Below are 17,629 nucleotides of genomic sequence, written 5' to 3' on the forward strand. Positions count from 1 at the left end.
GTCGGATAAAGAATCCATGAAGTCCGTGGTTTGAGGCGAGTCGGCTGGTTACACCTGCTGACCAAGCCGTGATCGTTCTCTTTCGAGGCGTCACAATCAGTTGTCGTTCAAAACACTGACACCCCAAACCACGGAACCCAACCATGATGATTCTTTCGATGGACCTTGGCAAGTTCAACACCGTCTGTTGCCTCTACGACACTCAAAAACGTGAGTATCGCTTTGAAACCGTCGCCACCAAACGATCTCATGTCGATCACTTGCTCCAATCTCACCGAGCAGATCTCGTCGTGATGGAAGCGTGCGGTCCGAGCGGTTGGATCAGCGACACTTGCCGGGCTCGTGGTATGAAGACCATCGTGTGCAGCACCAACGACGAAGCGTGGTGTTGGAAGAACACCAAGCGAAAGACCGATCGAGACGATGCTTTGAAGTTGGCCAAGATGGCGATGATGGATGCGCTCACGCCCGTCCACGTTCCCGCCCCCGAGATCCGCCAGCAACGAATGCTTGTTAAGTATCGCAAGAAACTCGACGGACGAATCAATCGGATCAAGAACGCCATTCGCGCCCTGTTCGTCGGGCAAGGCATTGAGATCGACACCGGCAAGCGCGCGTGGTGCCTCGGACGGGAGCGAATCGACTCCTTTCGAAAACCACTCGACCAGTGCAGCGACCTGGAGCTCTGGCAAGGTGAACTCGATCTTGAGCTGACGCAGCTTGATGATCTCACGCGGCAAATGGACTTCGTCGAAAAGAAGCTCGAAACCTACGCCAAGAAGAACCCTCACGTTCAACGCGTGATGACGATCCCCGGCGTGGGTCGCAAGACCGCCGAGGCGCTCGTCGCGTCGATCGACGATCCGCATCGATTCAAATCGGCACGACATTTATCGAGCTATCTCGGCATGACTCCGAAACAGTACCAGTCCGGTGAGACTGATCGTAGTGGCCGGATTAGCAAGCGGGGGCCAAGGATGCTCCGTAGCTTGCTGTTGGAATGTGCCTGGGCTAGCACTCGGTATAACGCGTGGAGCAAGCTAACCTTTGCAAGGATCCACGGCGGCAGCCGCACTCGAAGAAAGAAGGCCGGCATCGCGCTGGCACGCAAGCTCGCCGTGATCGCCTGGGCGATGATGCGAGACGAAACCGACTGGGACTCCAGCAAACTGTTACCGGAAGTTCCACCGGAGGATGTCAAACTAAAAGTAAAACGACCGCAGGTTCGTCCTGCCGGAGAACTGCACAGCGGCCAGCCAGTGAGGCCTTCCGTGAAAGCCTCCCGGTCAAGAAAACGCAGAGGGACAACGAACCGACACCGCGTCAAAACGTGAGCCATCCTCGGGTCGACCGCGGATGCCGTGCCTGAGGCGACTGATCGACCTCGAGATAACGAATGCGGCGGCCCGGGGACTTCTTCCCTCCATCCGATCCAACTGACTATCCATCAACCAACCAACTGAACTCCCACGCACCCACGAGCCACCGACCAGGACTCCCCCTTCGCCGCGACCACTGAACAAACCTGGCACCAAGCGATCCTGATATCAATCGCTTGCGATGTCGCCCTAAAGAATGTGGCCGGTCACCTGCCCGTCGTGATCAAGTCAGCTTGAACTGATCGGATCGCAACACTGCAAGGAATGATGAGACGACGCCGTCAACTGGACCGGCACCCTCAAATGCCAAAGCGTCGACACCTCGAATAGTCGTTTAGTACCGAACCGGACTCGTTCACCGCCAAGCGTTCAGCCATCGACAGCCAAAGCGAACAAAACCATGTAAACAAAAATAGCAAAAGCGGCCAGACGCCTCTGGTCAAACCAAGGACTTCATAGTCGGTACGCATCAGCCGGGACGGGCGAACGACTTGCAAGCAGCCGAGAAAACGGACCACCCGTCCTCGGTTGCATGCGATGGTTATCGCAAATTTGCATGCCTGTAGATAGCATCGTCACAGCGACTTTCCGTTGCCGAATCGCGAGGTGACGAACAACGTAGTCACAAACGTGGCGAAGAGAATCACGGACATGAACACAAGTCGAATCGCAACACCAAGATAGAAGATCGCATCTTGATCGGGCGTTCCATCCCAGCCCGGGGCGTCCATTTCGGCTCGAATCCAGCGTTGGTCAAGTATCGCATACGCGACGCCGACAAGGATTACAGACAATACGAATCCGCGACCTGCCCAGAAATACGACGCGAGTGATGTACCGATCATGCAAAGGATCAACGCGATCCATCCATGTGGAGCGGTAAATTCGGTAAGCAAATGCATCAACCGTGGTAGCGGGAAAGCCGCCTCAATTCATTGCGATAACGACCGGGATCACCGGGTGGGGACGGAATAGGTAACCATCAGGAAACGGCCGCGAGCCCCACTCCGGTGCATCCCATGGTTATCCGTTCGGTATCGAAATGAGAGCCTCAAGATGAGCGGCGAATCGGCATGACCCATGACGCTAGCCAAGCGAATGCCGCACAGGGAAAAGCGACAAGTTCAGGATACATGATGAACAGTGGCCCTGACGGCTTAAAGAGCAAGATCTGTCGGGGTATAGGTACGCCAAATTCAGAAAGCAAGACAGGAAACACAACAGCAAGTGCGGGGACAGCAGTTACGATCAGCACACGAATCGACCACCGTCGAGCACGCGCCCGTCTTACAGACTGCGGCGCGAGCGCGTCGTCCTTAGTTTCGAGAAGGTCGGGCGGGCTGTAAGGGTTAGACGCCAAGAAAACTCCTGGGTATTTCAGTCGGATAACGACCGGGTTCACCGGGCGGGTAGAGATTTGGCAGAGCGAAGCGAACGAGCGACACACGCCCGCTCCGAGTGCAACCCATGGTTATCGCTTTTCTCAGAGCCATTCGCAAAGGTAACACTACGACACAGTCTAACATCACGACCGAGTATAAGCTTGTGAGGTGAAGCGGCTTTGGCCGCGTGGGGGACCGTCAAATCGAAGTGCCACCAAACGAGTGAAAACAGTCGACCGTCGTTCAGGCGGAGTGAACAAAAGGGTTGAGCCAGAACAGCCTTCGGCCCCGTGGGTGGCAGCAACCATCAAACAGATGAGCCATCGCCGCTGGCGAAACGTTCGCAGGTCAATACTAAGGAGCGATAACGCCCGCGTTAACCGGGCGGCGGAGTTGACGTGGAATACGGAACCGGCGTGGTCCGCCGCTCCGGTTGAACGCATTGTTATGCATCTTTGTCGATTATTGTACAAGGCAGTAAGTGAGTGCGGCGATTGTGCCCGCGCACGGCAATGTAATGACCCACGCGAGAAGTATGGTTGCAACGGAGCGATAATGAGCGGACCGACCGACAATGCCGATGCCGAACAATGCGCCAACAGAAACATGTGTTGTTGAGACGGGCAAACCAAATCGGCTGGCCACAATGACGAGGAACCCGGTGGCGATGTTTGCAGAAACAGCCTGCCCGTGATTCATCTCAGTGATTCGATGTCCCATTGTTTCCGCGACCTTGCGGGCGTTTAACAAGCCGCCCATCGCCATCGTGATCGCAACCGCAGCCAAGCCCCAGCGGATATCAAAGACATGAACAACCAATAGCAATGCCGCAATCTTTGGAGTGTCGTTCAGGCCGCGCGCAAAGCTGACGACACCAGCGCTAAGGAAATGCACCCGATCAACAAGTGATTGCAGATTGATGCCCAGAAAGCGGCCCACGTATCGTTGATTGCACCGGATTTGTTCGTCGACAGAGATTGCTAATTCTTGTCGTGTGGCATCGACCGCGAGCATGGAATAAGGCTGAGGAATTGGTACGGTCTTTTGTTCTTGGCCAAGGCAGATGCACCATTCTTTGGTCACGCCGGATCGCACGCGAACGATTCGGGCAAATGAGTAAATGAGCGCACCCAAACAGAGCGCAACGAGAGGACTGACGAGCAGAGGCACAACGAAGGTGGAGAACAGCACTTGTTGGTTGACGGAACCGGCTGTGGCAACCAGACCAGAGCCAACCAATGCGCCAACCAAGCCATGTGTAGTCGAGATCGGTAACCCTGTCAGTGTTGCGATCAGTACTGTCGTTCCGGCACCAATCGCGACGGCGAACAGAAATGTTTCAGAACCGACAAGTTCGCTGGGAACGAGGCCTTTGCCGGAAAATGACCTAAGCAGGGATTGCGCCAGAAGAAGAGAGCACATCGACCCGAGTAACGTGCAAAATGTGCCCCAGCGGATCGCGGTCTTGTAGTCGGTGGTGTTGCTGCCAAACAGGGTTGCGACACCCTTGAAGTTGTCGTTCGCGCCGTTGGAGTACGCGAGGAAGCAGACTGCGAGGAAAAGTAAGATGCTCAGCATGTATTTGCGGTGCGAGTTTGATGCATAACGGTAGCGATATGCGGGCGGCGGCAAGAGACTAAACCATTGCGAAAACGGCGACCACCGCCGCTCCGTATCATCGCATGGTTACCCCAGCGACTTGGGATTAGGGGGCAGGAACCGATTTGGCAAGTCGATCGAAACTCCGCATACCGAAAGACTTGCAGTCCGTCCGAGCATTCCTTTTGATGGATCTTGAATTTTGATGTCAGACCACGGAATCAACAATGCCGGATGTCCAATACGAAAAGGCAGCAGTACAGAAAGGTAGAGATGTTCGGCAGTGGACGCGACTCGGAGGCATGAGCTGTAGTTTATTAAGTTGAATCGCCCCGTAACGAAGCGACTAAGGCCGGGCGGATCTTCAGAGTCGATTCGATAAACATCGGCGAGACTCGTCCAACCGCCCATCCTTGAGAGGAGCAAGGACACGACGATCCACATGGCGGCAAAGGCAAGCGGGAAGAGTGGAAAGAGCAGTGCCATTCAGCTACGAGACATTGGGGTAACGGTTGCGTTGACCGGGCCGCGACGAGCGGTTTTGATTTCACGTTGGACGCCAATCGCGGCTCCGTGTCCAACGCTTTGTTATGCCGCGATTGGAGTTGATGTTATGGCGAAGTTCCGAAAGAAGCCAGTGCAGATTGAAGCGTTCCAGATGACCAAGGAGCGTCGGTGGGATAATAGCGAGTGGCCGGAATGGTTGAACCAAGCGTGGAACATGGAGCCAAGCGAACCGGGCTGCCTCTACTGCATTGATGAGGATGGGCTGGTCGGCCCCGGCGAGCGATTGTGCATCACGACGCTGGAGGGGACGCACGCGGTTACGTTTGGAGATTGGATTATCCAGGGCGTGAAGGGTGAGCTGTACCCATGCAAACCGGATATTTTTGAAGCGACATACGACGCCGCTTAGTCGGCATAACGCCTGCCGTAACCGGGCACGAACGGAAGGCTTTGATTTCAGTTGCCGCGTGAATGAGTGCTCCGGTTCACGGCTTTGTTCGTCGCGGTTTCTCAATACGGTATGTAGTCATGGCCGATAGTCATAAACGTCATGAAGTTGCAGTTCCGTCGGCACCGCCAAACCCGACCGTTCAATGTCGAATTCTTCTTCTGTGAAAGGGCCATAAACCTTGGGCGTTTGCATATCGAGTATCCAGTATTGAAATGCGTCAGGCTTTGGTTGCTCGTACGTGTCGTTTGGGTTGTTTGGGCTACGTCGTTCGAGCAGTTGCTGTTTCGCAATGATGAATTGATCGTCGTGATCAAGTTCAACCACCTTAGTCGGAATGATTGGTGTATCGGGACTCCATTGCTGCGGCGCAACAATGATTTGATGTGCCGACGTGCGATGAATGAAATATCCATGCGGAAGTGGTGCTGAAAAGTCTTGCAGCCCCGGACCGAACGCAACCGGTTGGCATCCAAGCATGACGGTGGTGAGCAGTAGTAGGACTGAGTGTTTCATGAGCGACGAACGCCAGCCGTCACCGGGCACGGAGAGACGACTTTCCATTTGTGAAACCTCGCAAGCCGTGCTCCGCGTGCACGGCATTGTTATCCGCCGGTGTGGGTTCAGCGTTTGCGGAGTGTTCGCGATAGTCTAACCGATTGAAGGCTGGCGGAAACAAGCTGTGGCACATTTGTCATGTTTCGTGCCAGTCCGCACCGCATTTGAAGCACTGTGCGGCATGACGTGAGCGCAATGTTTGACCGCAGTGTTGACATCGGGGCATCGGATAAACCTGCGTTTGAACCTTTCCGAAGACGTAGGCAAGCGCAGCCATTCCAAACACCCAACTCGTCATGATCGCGAGGAAAAGCGGGAGTACCGCCATCAGTCGTTGAAGCGACGTTAGTTCAAAGCGGTCTCCAATGTAGGCAATGACGATGCCTGTCATCACGCCGGGAATAACCACTATGTAGATGAACGTTGAAAGGTGAGTATCTCCCATTCATTGCAAAGCGTTGAAGTTGCGTCGCGTTCAGTCGGATAACGGTGGCGATCAGCGGGTCGGGACGTTTGATTTTCCATTCGTGAAACCTTGCAAGCCCGACTCCGTTGCATCGCATGGTTCCCCGCCGCATTGGCGATCGAGGTTACGTGGCCCATCGCCACAATGTGTACGCGACGTAGCCAATGAGTATAGCCCTCGCCGCGATTGAAATCCACGACATGCGAAGTCGCGTGTTGGTTCGGGTAACAGGAAAAGGCAATTCACCCCGCCAGTACCGCCATCCGTTTAGGCCGAAGTGGTACGTGTGAGTATCGGTGCGGGCAGAAAGGACGTAGCCAGGAATGCGAAGGATCGGTGAGCGAAAAGATGCAAGCACCGCTTCGCGTATGTCGTCGTAGTGGACGTTCCAGTCGCCACAAATCAAGTGGTCGTCAAAAAGGCGAAGTCGAGCGCGTCGAGAGGTGATCCATTGCGGCCCAGTCTCCAGCTGGTCACCATCAGCGATTATCGCCTTCGTCATGCAGGTGTGGACAGGTTGCGTCATGAATCTTCAGTCGGGGAACGTTGGGGTTCAGCGGGTCGGGCCGAGAAAATGTAGTTCTGCCAAAACGCATGACGCCCGACTCCGTTGCAACCCATTGTTCGCTGATTTCGTCGTGCGGTCGGTCGGGATCTACTCATTCAACAGTTCATTTACCATGCGACTTAGCGAGGCATGAGTTGCTTCGCTGCTACCAGTCAGCACTTTTTGTATCACCCCATTTTTATCAACAACGATGATCGTCGGGAGCGACTCAACACCGAAGGATGCGTCCGCTTTCTTGCCGACAGCAAGTTGAGGGTAATTGACTTTGTGTTCTTTGAGAAACTCTCGGATCGCAGATACCTCCGCTGCATGGTCGCCCGAGTCAATAGCCGATTGTTCGATATCTTGATCAGATCGGACGGGCCTCTTCTCTATTGCATCCCACTCATATCCGTACCAGTTTGTGACGCCAACCACGACTAGTCCTTCTTCTTTGAAGCGGTCCTGAAGACTTTGCATTTTAGGAAATGATGCGACGCAGGGGCCACACCAGATTGCCCAAAAATCGAGGACCACGACTTTTCCGCGGAACTTCTCAAATGAATCACCTTCAGCGGGCGCAATCCACGTCACATCCACTTCCGGAACTAACTTACCAATCAGTTTTGAAGGTTTCATAGCCTCCATCTGCTTCTCGAATGAGGACAGAAGCAGTTGAATGCCCTTCGAATCTTGCTCCGACGCATGTTTGAATGCAATCTGGGACAGCTCTTCGACGCCTGCACTGTATCGGGTGATATCAACATCGGTTTCACCCTCAGCGATTGCGTTTTTGCAAAGCAACCATCGACAATTCGTAAATACAGAAAATGGTTCCAACGACTCACCACTGGTAATGGCAGTTTCCGCAGACTCGGCGATCTGATCCAAGGACGTTCTTCGCAAGTCGCGATCGTTAAAACCGAGGTTTTTAACGAGGTCGTAAAGCGGGACCAATTCATGAACTGCCGTTTCATCCGTAAGGGGAAACAATTCTAACACGGATTTTCGGAGGTACTCCTTAGATCCATTTTCGTCACCCGTGTAGAGCAGCCATTTTTGACGCAGGTCAGCGAATGTAGCCTTAAAACACACGCTTTCGGAGTGTCTGGTGAATTGGTCGAGGGTTGGGATAATTTCTTCTGATTTACCGGTATCCCTAAGGTGGTAAGCGAGCTTATCCATGGCGACGCTCCACATATTGGCACACCCCTGTGCCGATTGCCCGCTTGCGTGCGGGAGTTTGACCGCATCCAAAAACTGCGCTGCGGCTGCATCCGTTTTTTTCAGCTCCATGAGCCGCCCCCCAATCATTCCGGCAGCCTTAATTCGCAATGCTTGATCAACTTTTCCCTCAGGCAGTTCCTTAACCGTGGTTGCCATTGCCTGCAGCTCAGCGTCATCGCTTTGTTGAATTCGTGCCAGCATACCAAGAAGGCTCTTCGATTCCTCTGATAACGCGGACGCATCCTGAGAATGCACCCAATTGCAGGATACAAATGTAAACGCGACAAATATAACGGCGGCGTATCGTGTCATTAATTTTGCTTTCAGCGAACGTCGGTGGTCACGGTGTCGGCGCGGACGACTGACCACCTCGAAAAACTTGGCTCGCCGACTACCGTGCACCACATGGTTCGTCCCGCCACGTTGCAGGTCGTGATCCCATCGAGCGCACCGTCCGCTTCCAGTTTATCGAGCCTGAACTCGCACGGCAAATCGATCCTGGGATTCGATCCTCGATCGAGCGCTACGGTTGTTGTCCTGGATTCAGCGCTTCTTCGATCACTCGATCGAGCCTGAACTCACGCGCATCATCTGTCGAACGCCAAATCGAAGCGGAGATGATCATCGCGAATCGATCCACTCATCGCGTGGGCGAACGTCCCGCATCACCGGGCCGGGAGTGTTGGTTTTCCATTTGTGAAATCGCGCAAGCCCGGCTCCGTGTGCATGCGATGGTTACCCGCCGTTTCGTGCTTTTTCGTAGTGCTCACGCATTGATTCAGCATACCCCGATTGCAGGCGTTCCAAATGCCCCAAGTCAATCAACGCCTGATCCAATGCCCCGCTTGAGAGATGATGAGACATTCGCGCGTTGTGAAATTCATCGTTGTCCGGATCAAGGGCAATCGCGTCATCGTAGTATTGCAGCATTGTGTCGTTGTCGCCATCAATTTCCGAGCAGGCGTTGCCGAGTAGTACGTACGCATCCGGGAAATATGGATTCAATTCGATTGAACGCTGAAGAGTGTCGCGGGCCTCTCGATAGCGTTCCAGCTCCGCGTCGTTGTAGAGCAGGAATTCCTCGCGCTCTTCGGGAGGACGCTCGTCGGCGAACCACGTTGTCATACCATCGGACCAACGCGGAATCGCCGATCGTTGCAACAATCGGATTTGATTGACAGCGTCACGGAAGAGTCGAATCGCTTTGCGTGCGTCAGACGGTGCGATTGGCTTCTCGGCCACGATCATCATTCAGTCGGGTAACGTTTAGGATCAGCGGGCGGTGGCGAGCAACTTGCAAGGATGGCCATAGCGGGCACCACCACCGCTCCGTTGCATCCATTGGTTATTCGCCGTCTTGGAATACCAGTATAGCCGCAGGAAATAGCTTCGGTGATTCGGCATGCCGGAGCGCCCTCCAGAGAGTGCGAAACTGGGCAAGCGATCGTTCCCTAGCTATCGTAAATCTGGGCGAAGTTGAAAACGCTGGCAATTCGGTCGAACTTGTACGCCGTCTCACGGAGGCGGCCGTCGAGAAAACTGCAAGTGAAGCGGTGAAGACCTGAAACCCGGCGAGCAAACGCAAGCAACTTATCATAAAGCAGGCGCCGGAGGCCGAAATTGCATAGCACCGCCGTGCTTCCAGGCAAGTGATTGGTTCAATCGAATAACGATTAGGATCAGCGGGCGGTGGCGAGGAACTTGCAAGGATGGCCACAGCGAGCACCACCACCGCTCCGTTGCATCCATTGGTTATTCGCCGTCTTGGAATACCAGTATAGCCGCAGGAAATAGCTTCGGTGATTCGGCATACCGGAGCGCCCGCCAGAGAGTGCGAAACAGGGCAAGCGATCGTTCCCTAGCTATCGTAAATCTGGGCGAAATTGAAAACGCTGGCAATCCGGTCGAACTTGTACGCCGTCTCACGGGGGCGGCCGTCGAGAACGCTGCAAGTGAAGCGGTGAAGACCTCAAACCCGGCCAGCAAACGCAAGCAACTTATCATCAAGCAGGCGCCGGAGGCCGAAAATGCATAGCACCGCCGTGCTTCCAGGCAAGTGATTGGTTCAGTCGGATAACGGTAGGCGTCAGCGGGCGGCGGCTTTGTTGTTACACACAAGTTTGTCATTTGCCCAATTGTGACGTTGGCTCATCTTTCGGGTCAAGCTAAAGCCATGCACATCATGGCAACGTGCTGGCTCGCTTTCGGACCTGGAGCGAATCAAAGATGTGTGTAACAACGAGGGGACGGGCGATGGACTTGCAAGCAGACGAATAAACTGACCACCCGTCCTCCGTTGCATGCGATGGTTATCCGTCGGTATGGGGTGAAGCAATGGAGGAAGGTAGGCCGGTCATTTTGTCGACGGTGCCAACGAAGCCATCGCCATAGTAAGACGCAGTAACGACGATCCGGCCCTCGATCGCGTTATTAAAGTCGTCAAGTTCCTCGGACGGAACCCACAGCTCGACATCATCGCGGTCTCCCACAGTCTGGATATCGTATCGCGCCGCGAAATCATCGTCGACATCGAATTCCGTTACAAAGCCGCAGTGACCGGAGGCGTCATCCTTCGTGTTCCAATTGTTTGCGATAGCTGAAGCGTATTTGAAGTTCAATACGGGATAGAAGATCTGTTGATGTGCGAGACGCGGAGGGTACGCGGCCCAACCGGATTCGGCGATCAGTTCGAGTTCAACTAAGCCAACTGGGCGGTAGAGTCGCATGATGTTTTCAGTCGGATAACGGTTACGATCAGCCGGCGGCGACAGAAGATCAACCACTTCAAAACGCCCGACTTCGCCGCTCGGTTGCATCGTTTGGTTCGCCGCTCCTGTGTCAGGTTACGACGTTCGGTGGATGATACGGATTGTCGGAAACTTCAGCTTCGATTTCGGGAGGTGTAGGTTGATCGCTGGGGTCGGTCATTGTGTCTGTGCTTCGTGATCTGAGCAGGACACGCAGTACCGACAAGACGACCGCAAGGCCCGCGAAAACCAGGAAGGCTTGGAAGCCATAGATCAACGGTCCGAGGGTCAAGTTAGCGCCATCGACAGTCAGTGCTTGCAAGCCGTCTTCTGTCATCTGGGCAGGATGTAGATCAGCCCATTCACGTCGTAGCCGCCATTTTTCGTGGATTTCTTGTGCTGAAAACTCGGTTGCAAGTATCGCAAAGCCAAAGATCGCAGCGAGTTTGCCAATGCGACGCAACCAGCGGTTCTTGATGACGCTGAGTGCGACCAGGATTCCAGCACCGCACCAAACCGCAGCAGGGTACATCCATGACAGCGAGTTGGTCCGTGAAGACTCCCAGATTTGGTCAAAGGTTTCCATTTGAGTCTGTGATGCAATTCTGTCGGCGAACGTTCGGCATCACCGGGTCGGGAGAGTTAAGCATCCAATTGTGAAACCTTGCAAGCCCGACTCCGTGTGCATGCCATGGTTATCCGTCGGCATTTGCAAGTGTCGCCGGGTCAATGCCGTTGATCTTACAGTGAATTGAAAAGATTTGGGCGAGTTCTTTCCGAATACCGTCCGGAGCATCCACAAAGTCATCGTCGGTCAAGATGCCATCAATGTAGGCATTGCAGACGGAGTGCCAAGGCTTGTTCGTTGAGAACTCGTTATGGAGTTGGCGAGATGGACCGGCGTGGTATTTGTGGATGGCATCGTCGACATCAAACGCAGTCGCCGTGCCAGCGTCCATTCGCCCGAGCGCCGAGGCGATACGCACAAGTGATTTTCGGAGCAGCCGATCCCAGGCAAGGTTAGCGACCTGCCGAACAAATCGTTTTTCGGATTTGGTGAAATCAGGGACCATGGAAAGTGAGAGATCGGAGGAAAGTGAGCAAGCGTGTCTACGTTGCGAGTTTCAGTCGGATAAAGAATTCATGAAGTCCGTGGTTTGAGGCGAGTCGGTTGCTTTCGCGCTGCTGACCAGGCGGTGATCGTTCTCTTTCGAGACGTCACAATCAATCGCTTCTAACACGTTGACACCCCAAACCACGGAGACTTCTTATGGTGACATGCGCCATCGACCTTGGCAAGTTTAATAGTGTCTGCTGCTTCTTCGACCCGGCCAGCCAGAAGCATCAGTTCGAGACCATCGCCACTCGGCGCTCACACATCGAGCACCTGCTAAGCTCTCGGCCCGACATCGATCTGATCGTCATGGAAGCCTGCGGACCGTCAGGCTGGATCAACGACATCTGCCAAGATAGACAAGTAAAAACACTGGTCTGCAGCACCAACGAGGAAGCTTGGAACTGGAAAGCCACCAAGCGAAAGACCGATCGCGACGACGCACTGAAGCTCGCCGAAATGTCCCTGCTGCGGCGACTCGTGCCGGTCCATGTGCCAAAGCCAGACATTCGCGAGCAACGAGCGTTCATCAAGTATCGCAAGAGTGTCGACCAGGACATCAACCGACTGAAAAACTCGATACGCAGCATCTTCGCCAACCGTGGCATCGAGATCGACACCGGCGAGCGAGCTTGGAACACAGGACGGGTGCACATCAACTCGTTCCGCAAGCCCATCGAAGACTGCACGCGTGACGAGTTGTGGCAGGGCCAACTTGACATGCAACTCACTCGACTCGACGACTTAGCAGTCAAGCTTGAATCTCTCGAAACGAAACTCGATGAGTTCGCTGCCGATCACCCCGACATCGTGCGGCTGATGACGATCCCCGGTGTGGGTCGCAAGACCGCCGAAGCGATCGTCGCGGCCATCGATGATCCCCACCGCTTTAAGAACGCTCGGCATGTATCGAGTTACCTCGGACTGACACCTAAACAACATCAGTCCGGTGAGACCGACCGAAACGGACGCATCAGCAAGCGAGGCAGCAAGCTGCTTCGCACGATGCTGTTGCAGTGCGCTTGGTGCAGCCTCAGATACAACAAGTGGAGCAAGAAGACCTACGATCGAATCACCGGTGGCAGCAAGACACGTCGTAAGAAAGCCGGCATCGCGTTGGCGCGGAAGCTCGGCGTGATCGCTTGGGCGATGATGCGAGACCAGACCGACTGGGACGCCAGCAAGCTGCTGCCCCAAGACGAGGCCAAGGACAACGGCAAGTTGAAGATCAAACGCAAGCCTCCCAAACCACCTGGCCCCGTGTACAGCGACGAGTCATCCGGCGTCGCGCACCGCAAAGCCAACTTAACGATGAAGCCCAAACGCCAAACCCGAACCGGCAACCGTCGCACCCAAACCGTTCAACTGAAATGACACCGACCAAGGCTCGCTGTCTTGCGAGCCGGGCCGCTCTGGAGTGATCGCGAATCGCTGCCCGAGGCACTGCAACAAAAAGTTGACCTCGAGATAATGAATGCGACGCTCCCGAGCAGCCTATTAAACCATCCAATGCTCACCCTTTTACAACCGTCCCGACCGCAGCGAGCTGACGAAGCGGCAGTTGCGAAAGACACCCAAGCGAAATGAGAAACATCCCGAGCAGGACTCCCCTTTGGCCATGACTACTCTCCAGAGTTGGCAACCGAGAAACGCGTCCAACGCTGCAGCGTTGAGCTAGAGTCTCGGGAGACGCCGCGATAAAGCATGTGGCTGGCCCAAGCAAGAGTATTCCAAACGATTCAATCCGATTGGAACGCCTGTAAGAAATGATGAGACGATGCACACCAAACAAGTGACCTGTCACTTCAGCGTCGACACCTCGAATAGTCGAATAGTTCCCAGCCGGACTTTCTCACCTCGCCGCAGTTTCCACCGCCTCCGCCAAGCCAACCCGCTCTCAACACCACGTAAAGAAATGCCCAACAGACCGATGTAGAAAAAACTTCCCAAAAGCGGCCAGTCGCCACTGGTCAAACCACGGACTTCATAGTCGGTGGCGATGACCGGGCCGCCGCAATCGATCATCCATCAGGAAACGCGCTTTCGGCGGCTCCGCGTCCATCGCTTGGTTCGCCGATTTCCGATGTGGTGTTTATTAACGTTGAATCAGCGAAACGCTTCCAATATAGCGTATCGCTTGGATCGCACCATATCACGACGGTCTGCGGTTGGGTTCGTGGATCGCCCTTGATATGGCTGAACACGGGGGCAGGGTTTTGACCGTTTTGAATGCGGTCCAGGCTGGGAAGCGGTGCCATCGCGCCGTCCGTGTACAGCCGGATTTGTAGTTCGACGCGGTCTAGAGCAGCAAGTGCAACCAGATTCGAGAGTTCAGTTTCAACGCGCGAGTAGTTGCGATAGTCCTTGGACTCGCCAGCGGCAGGCGGTGATTGCCATGCCTTGATTTCCGACGCCAGCCGTTGGCGATGATACGCCACGAATAAATCGTTGCGGTACAGCAGCGCAAATGCACCGACAACAAGGGCGAGGCACGCGATGGCAGTTGCGAAAACTCGCGTTCGACTCATGAATCAGTTGCTCGGCGAACGGTTGTGATCACCGGGTCGGGAAAGTAAAGCTTACCATTGCCAAAACGCCCGCAAGCCCGACTCCGCGTGCATCACGTGGTTATCCGCCGTGCGCCATTCACATAACGTTTCGCGACAGGTACATCACATTGTCCTTGAAATACACGCGAGTTTGTCCACCATTTGATGCGGGTTCCGTAGCAAATGCGGCGTCCGGTTCAGTGAAGCCCAGCCTTTGTTCGTCGAATCGTTGAAGTGCATTATCGTATTCAGACATGGGAACGGGGAAATCGGCGACCCAAGTGTCAAACTTGTCCCGAGACATGGAGAATGACGCAAAAAGATGGCCGAAGCTTGGTTCGTAAGTTAAGCATCCCGTCTTGGGTACGTAATCGTTGTGCGATTGATGTAGCCGTACAAAGTTTTCGTGGTGGTAGAGTTTCGCGCCCGTATACGTCAGGATTATCCACAGCCCAATTGCTGCCAGCAATAGCCAACCGGGCCGCACACGCTTGAAGACGCGAACAAGTGCGACAACAACGACCGCAGCTAGCAGAGCCAACTTGGCGATGTTGAAGAACACCTCGAGGTAAGCTTCACCCAGTCCTATGTACATATCGGATAACGGTAGCGATATGCGGGCGGCGGCGAATGACTCAACCATTGCGAGAACGGCTACCACCGCCGCTCCGTATCATCGCATTGTTCGCCGCCTCCAAGTGAAGAAAGGATGACCATCGCGTTAGACGTGAGTTGCGAATGAAATTATTCCGCATTGTCATCTTTGCTGAGGAGGACGAGACAATAGGCCCGAGCATGATGTCGTAGAATTCCGATGCTCGCGGTGCCAATGGGTGTTTCACGTACGGGCGTCCATCCGTCGGCCAGCAGCTCGGGTAGCACGCCTAGCTCATTTGTTGAGTAAGGTTTGTCGCGAGGACGATCCTTATCGCCGTAGAGATGCCAGCTACCACCGTCTGCAAGGTCAACGACAATGTAGCGGTATTGCATGGATGCGGGCTCTGGCGCGAGGCTACAAGATGGATGGAGTTCAGTCGGCGAACGTCCGCCGTCACCGGGCACGGAGAGACAGCTTTCCATTCCTAAAAACTTGCAAGCCGTGCTCCGTGTGCACGGCATTGTTATCCGTTGTCTGGACCTTCTCCATCCGGTGGCTTGGGGCTGTCTGCAGTCTTTTCGGTTCCTGCAAAGTCCTCGCCGAAAACGGATTTGTATGAAGCGAGGAATTCGTCGGATTTTCTAAACTCCCGAAACAAGGGCCATGTTTGGTAGTCCTTTTTGGACAGTTCATCTGAGACGCCGATCTTTTCAACAATTGCTGCGCCTCGCACAAAGTCATCACGAAGGACGGCCTCTGCGAGTCTAAATGCGTTTGAACATGCGGTCCAATCTTCCTTGTCTAAAAGTTTAAGCGTGCCCTTGTTGTCTCCCGACCACTTGAGAGCCTGGGCGTGGTTAACCATGACGCGCCGTCTCCTTTCATCGTTGGACCAGTTGTTGAGATTGTGCGTGAAGAAGTCAAGCAGTCGGATTACCAGCGAATACTCACCTGAAAGCAACAGCTCGTAAGTCGTTGAGGCAATGCTTTCATCAGCAGTTTGCATCTGATCCGGTCGGACTTTTCGCCAGAGAACCTGAGCTAACTTCACTCCAATCTCAAAGCAGCACTCGAATGCCTCTTGAAAGTACTCAGGGGAACACGGTAGAGCATCGCCAACACTTGGCGACGAGCCATCGAGCTTAACTCCGTGCTTTTCACACATGTCCAAATACTGTGCGGAAACAACCCCGTTGCAGTGCGTGAACAAGTTCCGCCGTTGAGTCAGCTCAACGAAGTTCGGCCAAGACGGTAGGTTCTTGTTAAGTTTCACTGAGAACTTTTTTTCTAGCCACTCAAATTGTTCGACGTGACTCTTTCTCAGGAGAGTTTCAACCTCCTTCTCAATTAAATACTCTCTCGCATCATCCACCTGCCCGAATTCGAGAAGCTGCGAGAAAGAAAGTGTTCGATCAGAAGAGTGCAAAAGCTCGGGCTGGAGGTAGAAGAAGCACCGAAGAATGCGTCCTACAAAAAAGTCGTACTGACTTATCAACGCAACCAATAGACTTCGTGGAATGATGTCCATCCCACGCTCGAACCTATCGACCTTCCGGCGCAGCCTCGCAGCCTCATCAAGGACTTCTGGCCCCAGTGTATAGGTCTTCGACTCGCCTGACTCGGCTTTCAGCGTTCCGTGCTTCTCCAGGTAATCCCCTAATTCTTTGTTCTCCGAAAAACCGACTGCCGTGAGCATCGACATCACGAACGGCAAAGAGGTCTTGATCGCGTCAATGTTTACTATGAACGACTCAATTTCGGTCGTCAGCGACGGAGGAGGAAGCGGGTCGGCTGCGTTTTCGGTTGTTTCCGATTCTGCCATCGTGTCTCAATTCAAGATTTCTTCAGTCGGATAACGTCGGTGTTCACGCGGTGGCGACCCGCGATGTTGTTTTCACGAAAACGTGTTGCCGCCACTCGCGTGCAACACATGGTTCTTGCGCTGGGCTTGTGCGGCGGACGATTCGCCAATGGGACAGTGCCCGCAAACCCTTACGATACTGCCTGAAACGGGACGGAGCAACAATCGACCGAGCAAGGCAGCAAGCCGACGATAATCAACAGACGCATGGCCTGCGTTGAAATTTGGGCTAGGTAAGACCGCGAACCGATTAGTGTTCGATTAGTAGTGATTAGTGTTCGAGAAAGAGAGAACACTAATCTTCGCTAATCGCACACTAATCACTTTGCCGTGAAGGTTCGCCCTGCGCTCATTGGCAGCGGCAAGCGAATTCGAACGCCCCAGATCCAGCGTGGCAATCGACCGCGCAACGACAGACAGCAAGAACTATGTTTCTCACCTGAGGGTGAGGGTGGGAATACTTGGTTTTGACTTGTTCTTACTGGTTGGTGCCACTTGTTCTCACCGGCAAGCGCACCTTCGGTACCGTGGGTGGTAGTCCTCATTTTGATACGACCCAACGGCCAGGCACTTATTCTCACCGGTTGGCTGATCCCGCGTCAAGCAAAATGCAAGCAATTTGATTCCGGTTTGCTGGGTCCTCGCAA

At 54.2% G+C, this 17,629-nt stretch carries 17 protein-coding genes; 3 read left to right on the plus strand and 14 right to left on the minus strand.

Features of this window, described 5'->3' with window-relative positions; all coding sequences use genetic code 11:
• The first annotated feature begins 143 nt into the window (after positions 1 to 143).
• Positions 144 to 1,334 (plus strand): IS110 family RNA-guided transposase, encoded by a 1,191-nt coding sequence (locus Pla22_RS24975; RefSeq protein WP_242632331.1) that lies wholly within the window; start codon positions 144 to 146, stop codon positions 1,332 to 1,334.
• A 620-nt stretch (positions 1,335 to 1,954) separates the two neighbouring features.
• On the opposite strand, the gene Pla22_RS24980 is transcribed toward Pla22_RS24975, so the two are convergent.
• On the minus strand, positions 1,955 to 2,281 hold the full coding sequence (locus Pla22_RS24980; protein ID WP_146517635.1) for a hypothetical protein: 327 nt from the start codon (positions 2,279 to 2,281) through the stop codon (positions 1,955 to 1,957).
• Between the two features lie 942 nt (positions 2,282 to 3,223).
• Positions 3,224 to 4,393, minus strand: a complete 1,170-nt coding sequence (locus tag Pla22_RS24985) for an inorganic phosphate transporter (RefSeq protein WP_207310484.1) — start codon at positions 4,391 to 4,393, stop codon at positions 3,224 to 3,226.
• 409 nt (positions 4,394 to 4,802) lie between these two features.
• On the opposite strand from Pla22_RS24985, the gene Pla22_RS25815 reads away from it, so the two are divergent.
• A complete protein-coding gene (locus Pla22_RS25815) occupies positions 4,803 to 5,276 on the plus strand; it encodes a hypothetical protein (RefSeq protein WP_242632332.1) in 474 nt (157 codons plus the stop codon).
• Positions 5,277 to 5,393: 117 nt separating this feature from the next.
• Here Pla22_RS25815 and Pla22_RS24995 read toward each other — a convergent pair whose 3' ends face one another.
• From Pla22_RS24995 to Pla22_RS25030, 8 genes are all read right to left on the minus strand, one after another.
• Complete coding sequence (locus Pla22_RS24995; protein ID WP_165440828.1) at positions 5,394 to 5,831, minus strand: DUF3997 domain-containing protein; 438 nt, start codon at positions 5,829 to 5,831, stop codon at positions 5,394 to 5,396.
• A gap of 178 nt (positions 5,832 to 6,009) precedes the next feature.
• Positions 6,010 to 6,318: a hypothetical protein gene (locus Pla22_RS25000; protein WP_146517637.1), complete on the minus strand. Its 309-nt coding sequence runs from the start codon at positions 6,316 to 6,318 to the stop codon at positions 6,010 to 6,012.
• A 145-nt stretch (positions 6,319 to 6,463) separates the two neighbouring features.
• On the minus strand, positions 6,464 to 6,865 hold the full coding sequence (locus Pla22_RS25005) for a hypothetical protein (protein WP_146517638.1): 402 nt from the start codon (positions 6,863 to 6,865) through the stop codon (positions 6,464 to 6,466).
• Positions 6,866 to 6,994: 129 nt separating this feature from the next.
• Positions 6,995 to 8,425: a TlpA family protein disulfide reductase gene (locus Pla22_RS25010; RefSeq protein WP_146517639.1), complete on the minus strand. Its 1,431-nt coding sequence runs from the start codon at positions 8,423 to 8,425 to the stop codon at positions 6,995 to 6,997.
• Positions 8,426 to 8,848: 423 nt separating this feature from the next.
• Entirely contained in the window at positions 8,849 to 9,355 is a 507-nt protein-coding gene (locus tag Pla22_RS25015; protein WP_165440829.1) for a hypothetical protein, read from the minus strand.
• Between the two features lie 1,067 nt (positions 9,356 to 10,422).
• The gene (locus Pla22_RS25020; RefSeq protein WP_207310485.1) at positions 10,423 to 10,929 is read right to left on the minus strand and encodes a hypothetical protein; all 507 of its coding nucleotides are present in this window, start codon (positions 10,927 to 10,929) and stop codon (positions 10,423 to 10,425) included.
• A 22-nt stretch (positions 10,930 to 10,951) separates the two neighbouring features.
• Positions 10,952 to 11,446 carry a hypothetical protein gene (locus Pla22_RS25025; protein WP_146517641.1) on the minus strand — a complete coding sequence of 165 codons (495 nt, stop codon included), beginning with the start codon at positions 11,444 to 11,446 and terminating at the stop codon, positions 10,952 to 10,954.
• Between the two features lie 109 nt (positions 11,447 to 11,555).
• Positions 11,556 to 11,933 (minus strand): hypothetical protein, encoded by a 378-nt coding sequence (locus Pla22_RS25030; protein ID WP_146517642.1) that lies wholly within the window; start codon positions 11,931 to 11,933, stop codon positions 11,556 to 11,558.
• Positions 11,934 to 12,130: 197 nt separating this feature from the next.
• Between Pla22_RS25030 and Pla22_RS25035 the strand changes: the two genes are divergently transcribed.
• Complete coding sequence (locus Pla22_RS25035) at positions 12,131 to 13,348, plus strand: IS110 family RNA-guided transposase (protein WP_146517643.1); 1,218 nt, start codon at positions 12,131 to 12,133, stop codon at positions 13,346 to 13,348.
• Positions 13,349 to 13,995: 647 nt separating this feature from the next.
• Here the strand turns inward: Pla22_RS25035 and Pla22_RS25040 are convergent.
• The 4 genes from Pla22_RS25040 to Pla22_RS25055 form a co-directional block, all read right to left on the minus strand.
• Positions 13,996 to 14,502 (minus strand): hypothetical protein, encoded by a 507-nt coding sequence (locus Pla22_RS25040; RefSeq protein ID WP_146517644.1) that lies wholly within the window; start codon positions 14,500 to 14,502, stop codon positions 13,996 to 13,998.
• 118 nt (positions 14,503 to 14,620) lie between these two features.
• Positions 14,621 to 15,166: a hypothetical protein gene (locus Pla22_RS25045; RefSeq protein WP_146517650.1), complete on the minus strand. Its 546-nt coding sequence runs from the start codon at positions 15,164 to 15,166 to the stop codon at positions 14,621 to 14,623.
• A gap of 101 nt (positions 15,167 to 15,267) precedes the next feature.
• Complete coding sequence (locus Pla22_RS25050) at positions 15,268 to 15,603, minus strand: hypothetical protein (RefSeq protein WP_146517645.1); 336 nt, start codon at positions 15,601 to 15,603, stop codon at positions 15,268 to 15,270.
• Between the two features lie 41 nt (positions 15,604 to 15,644).
• Complete coding sequence (locus tag Pla22_RS25055) at positions 15,645 to 16,943, minus strand: hypothetical protein (RefSeq protein WP_146517646.1); 1,299 nt, start codon at positions 16,941 to 16,943, stop codon at positions 15,645 to 15,647.
• Positions 16,944 to 17,629 lie beyond the last annotated feature (686 nt).

This window comes from Rubripirellula amarantea (assembly GCF_007859865.1).
Taxonomy (GTDB): domain Bacteria; phylum Planctomycetota; class Planctomycetia; order Pirellulales; family Pirellulaceae; genus Rubripirellula; species Rubripirellula amarantea.

Excerpts from the sequence above, each read along its gene's own strand:
- Pla22_RS25045 (WP_146517650.1), bottom strand. The coding sequence starts at position 15,166 with ATGGTTGAGTCATTCGCCGCCGCCCGCATATCGCTACCGTTATCCGAT.
- Pla22_RS25000 (WP_146517637.1), bottom strand. The coding sequence starts at position 6,318 with ATGGGAGATACTCACCTTTCAACGTTCATCTACATAGTGGTTATTCCC.
- Pla22_RS24980 (WP_146517635.1), bottom strand. The coding sequence starts at position 2,281 with ATGCATTTGCTTACCGAATTTACCGCTCCACATGGATGGATCGCGTTG.
- Pla22_RS25005 (WP_146517638.1), bottom strand. The coding sequence starts at position 6,865 with ATGACGCAACCTGTCCACACCTGCATGACGAAGGCGATAATCGCTGAT.
- Pla22_RS25020 (WP_207310485.1), bottom strand. The coding sequence starts at position 10,929 with ATGCAACCGAGCGGCGAAGTCGGGCGTTTTGAAGTGGTTGATCTTCTG.
- Pla22_RS25050 (WP_146517645.1), bottom strand. The coding sequence starts at position 15,603 with ATGGAAAGCTGTCTCTCCGTGCCCGGTGACGGCGGACGTTCGCCGACT.
- Pla22_RS25010 (WP_146517639.1), bottom strand. The coding sequence starts at position 8,425 with ATGACACGATACGCCGCCGTTATATTTGTCGCGTTTACATTTGTATCC.
- Pla22_RS25030 (WP_146517642.1), bottom strand. The coding sequence starts at position 11,933 with ATGGTCCCTGATTTCACCAAATCCGAAAAACGATTTGTTCGGCAGGTC.
- Pla22_RS24995 (WP_165440828.1), bottom strand. The coding sequence starts at position 5,831 with ATGAAACACTCAGTCCTACTACTGCTCACCACCGTCATGCTTGGATGC.
- Pla22_RS25055 (WP_146517646.1), bottom strand. The coding sequence starts at position 16,943 with ATGGCAGAATCGGAAACAACCGAAAACGCAGCCGACCCGCTTCCTCCT.
- Pla22_RS25815 (WP_242632332.1), top strand. The coding sequence starts at position 4,803 with ATGGCGGCAAAGGCAAGCGGGAAGAGTGGAAAGAGCAGTGCCATTCAG.
- Pla22_RS24975 (WP_242632331.1), top strand. The coding sequence starts at position 144 with ATGATGATTCTTTCGATGGACCTTGGCAAGTTCAACACCGTCTGTTGC.
- Pla22_RS25040 (WP_146517644.1), bottom strand. The coding sequence starts at position 14,502 with ATGAGTCGAACGCGAGTTTTCGCAACTGCCATCGCGTGCCTCGCCCTT.
- Pla22_RS25035 (WP_146517643.1), top strand. The coding sequence starts at position 12,131 with ATGGTGACATGCGCCATCGACCTTGGCAAGTTTAATAGTGTCTGCTGC.
- Pla22_RS25025 (WP_146517641.1), bottom strand. The coding sequence starts at position 11,446 with ATGGAAACCTTTGACCAAATCTGGGAGTCTTCACGGACCAACTCGCTG.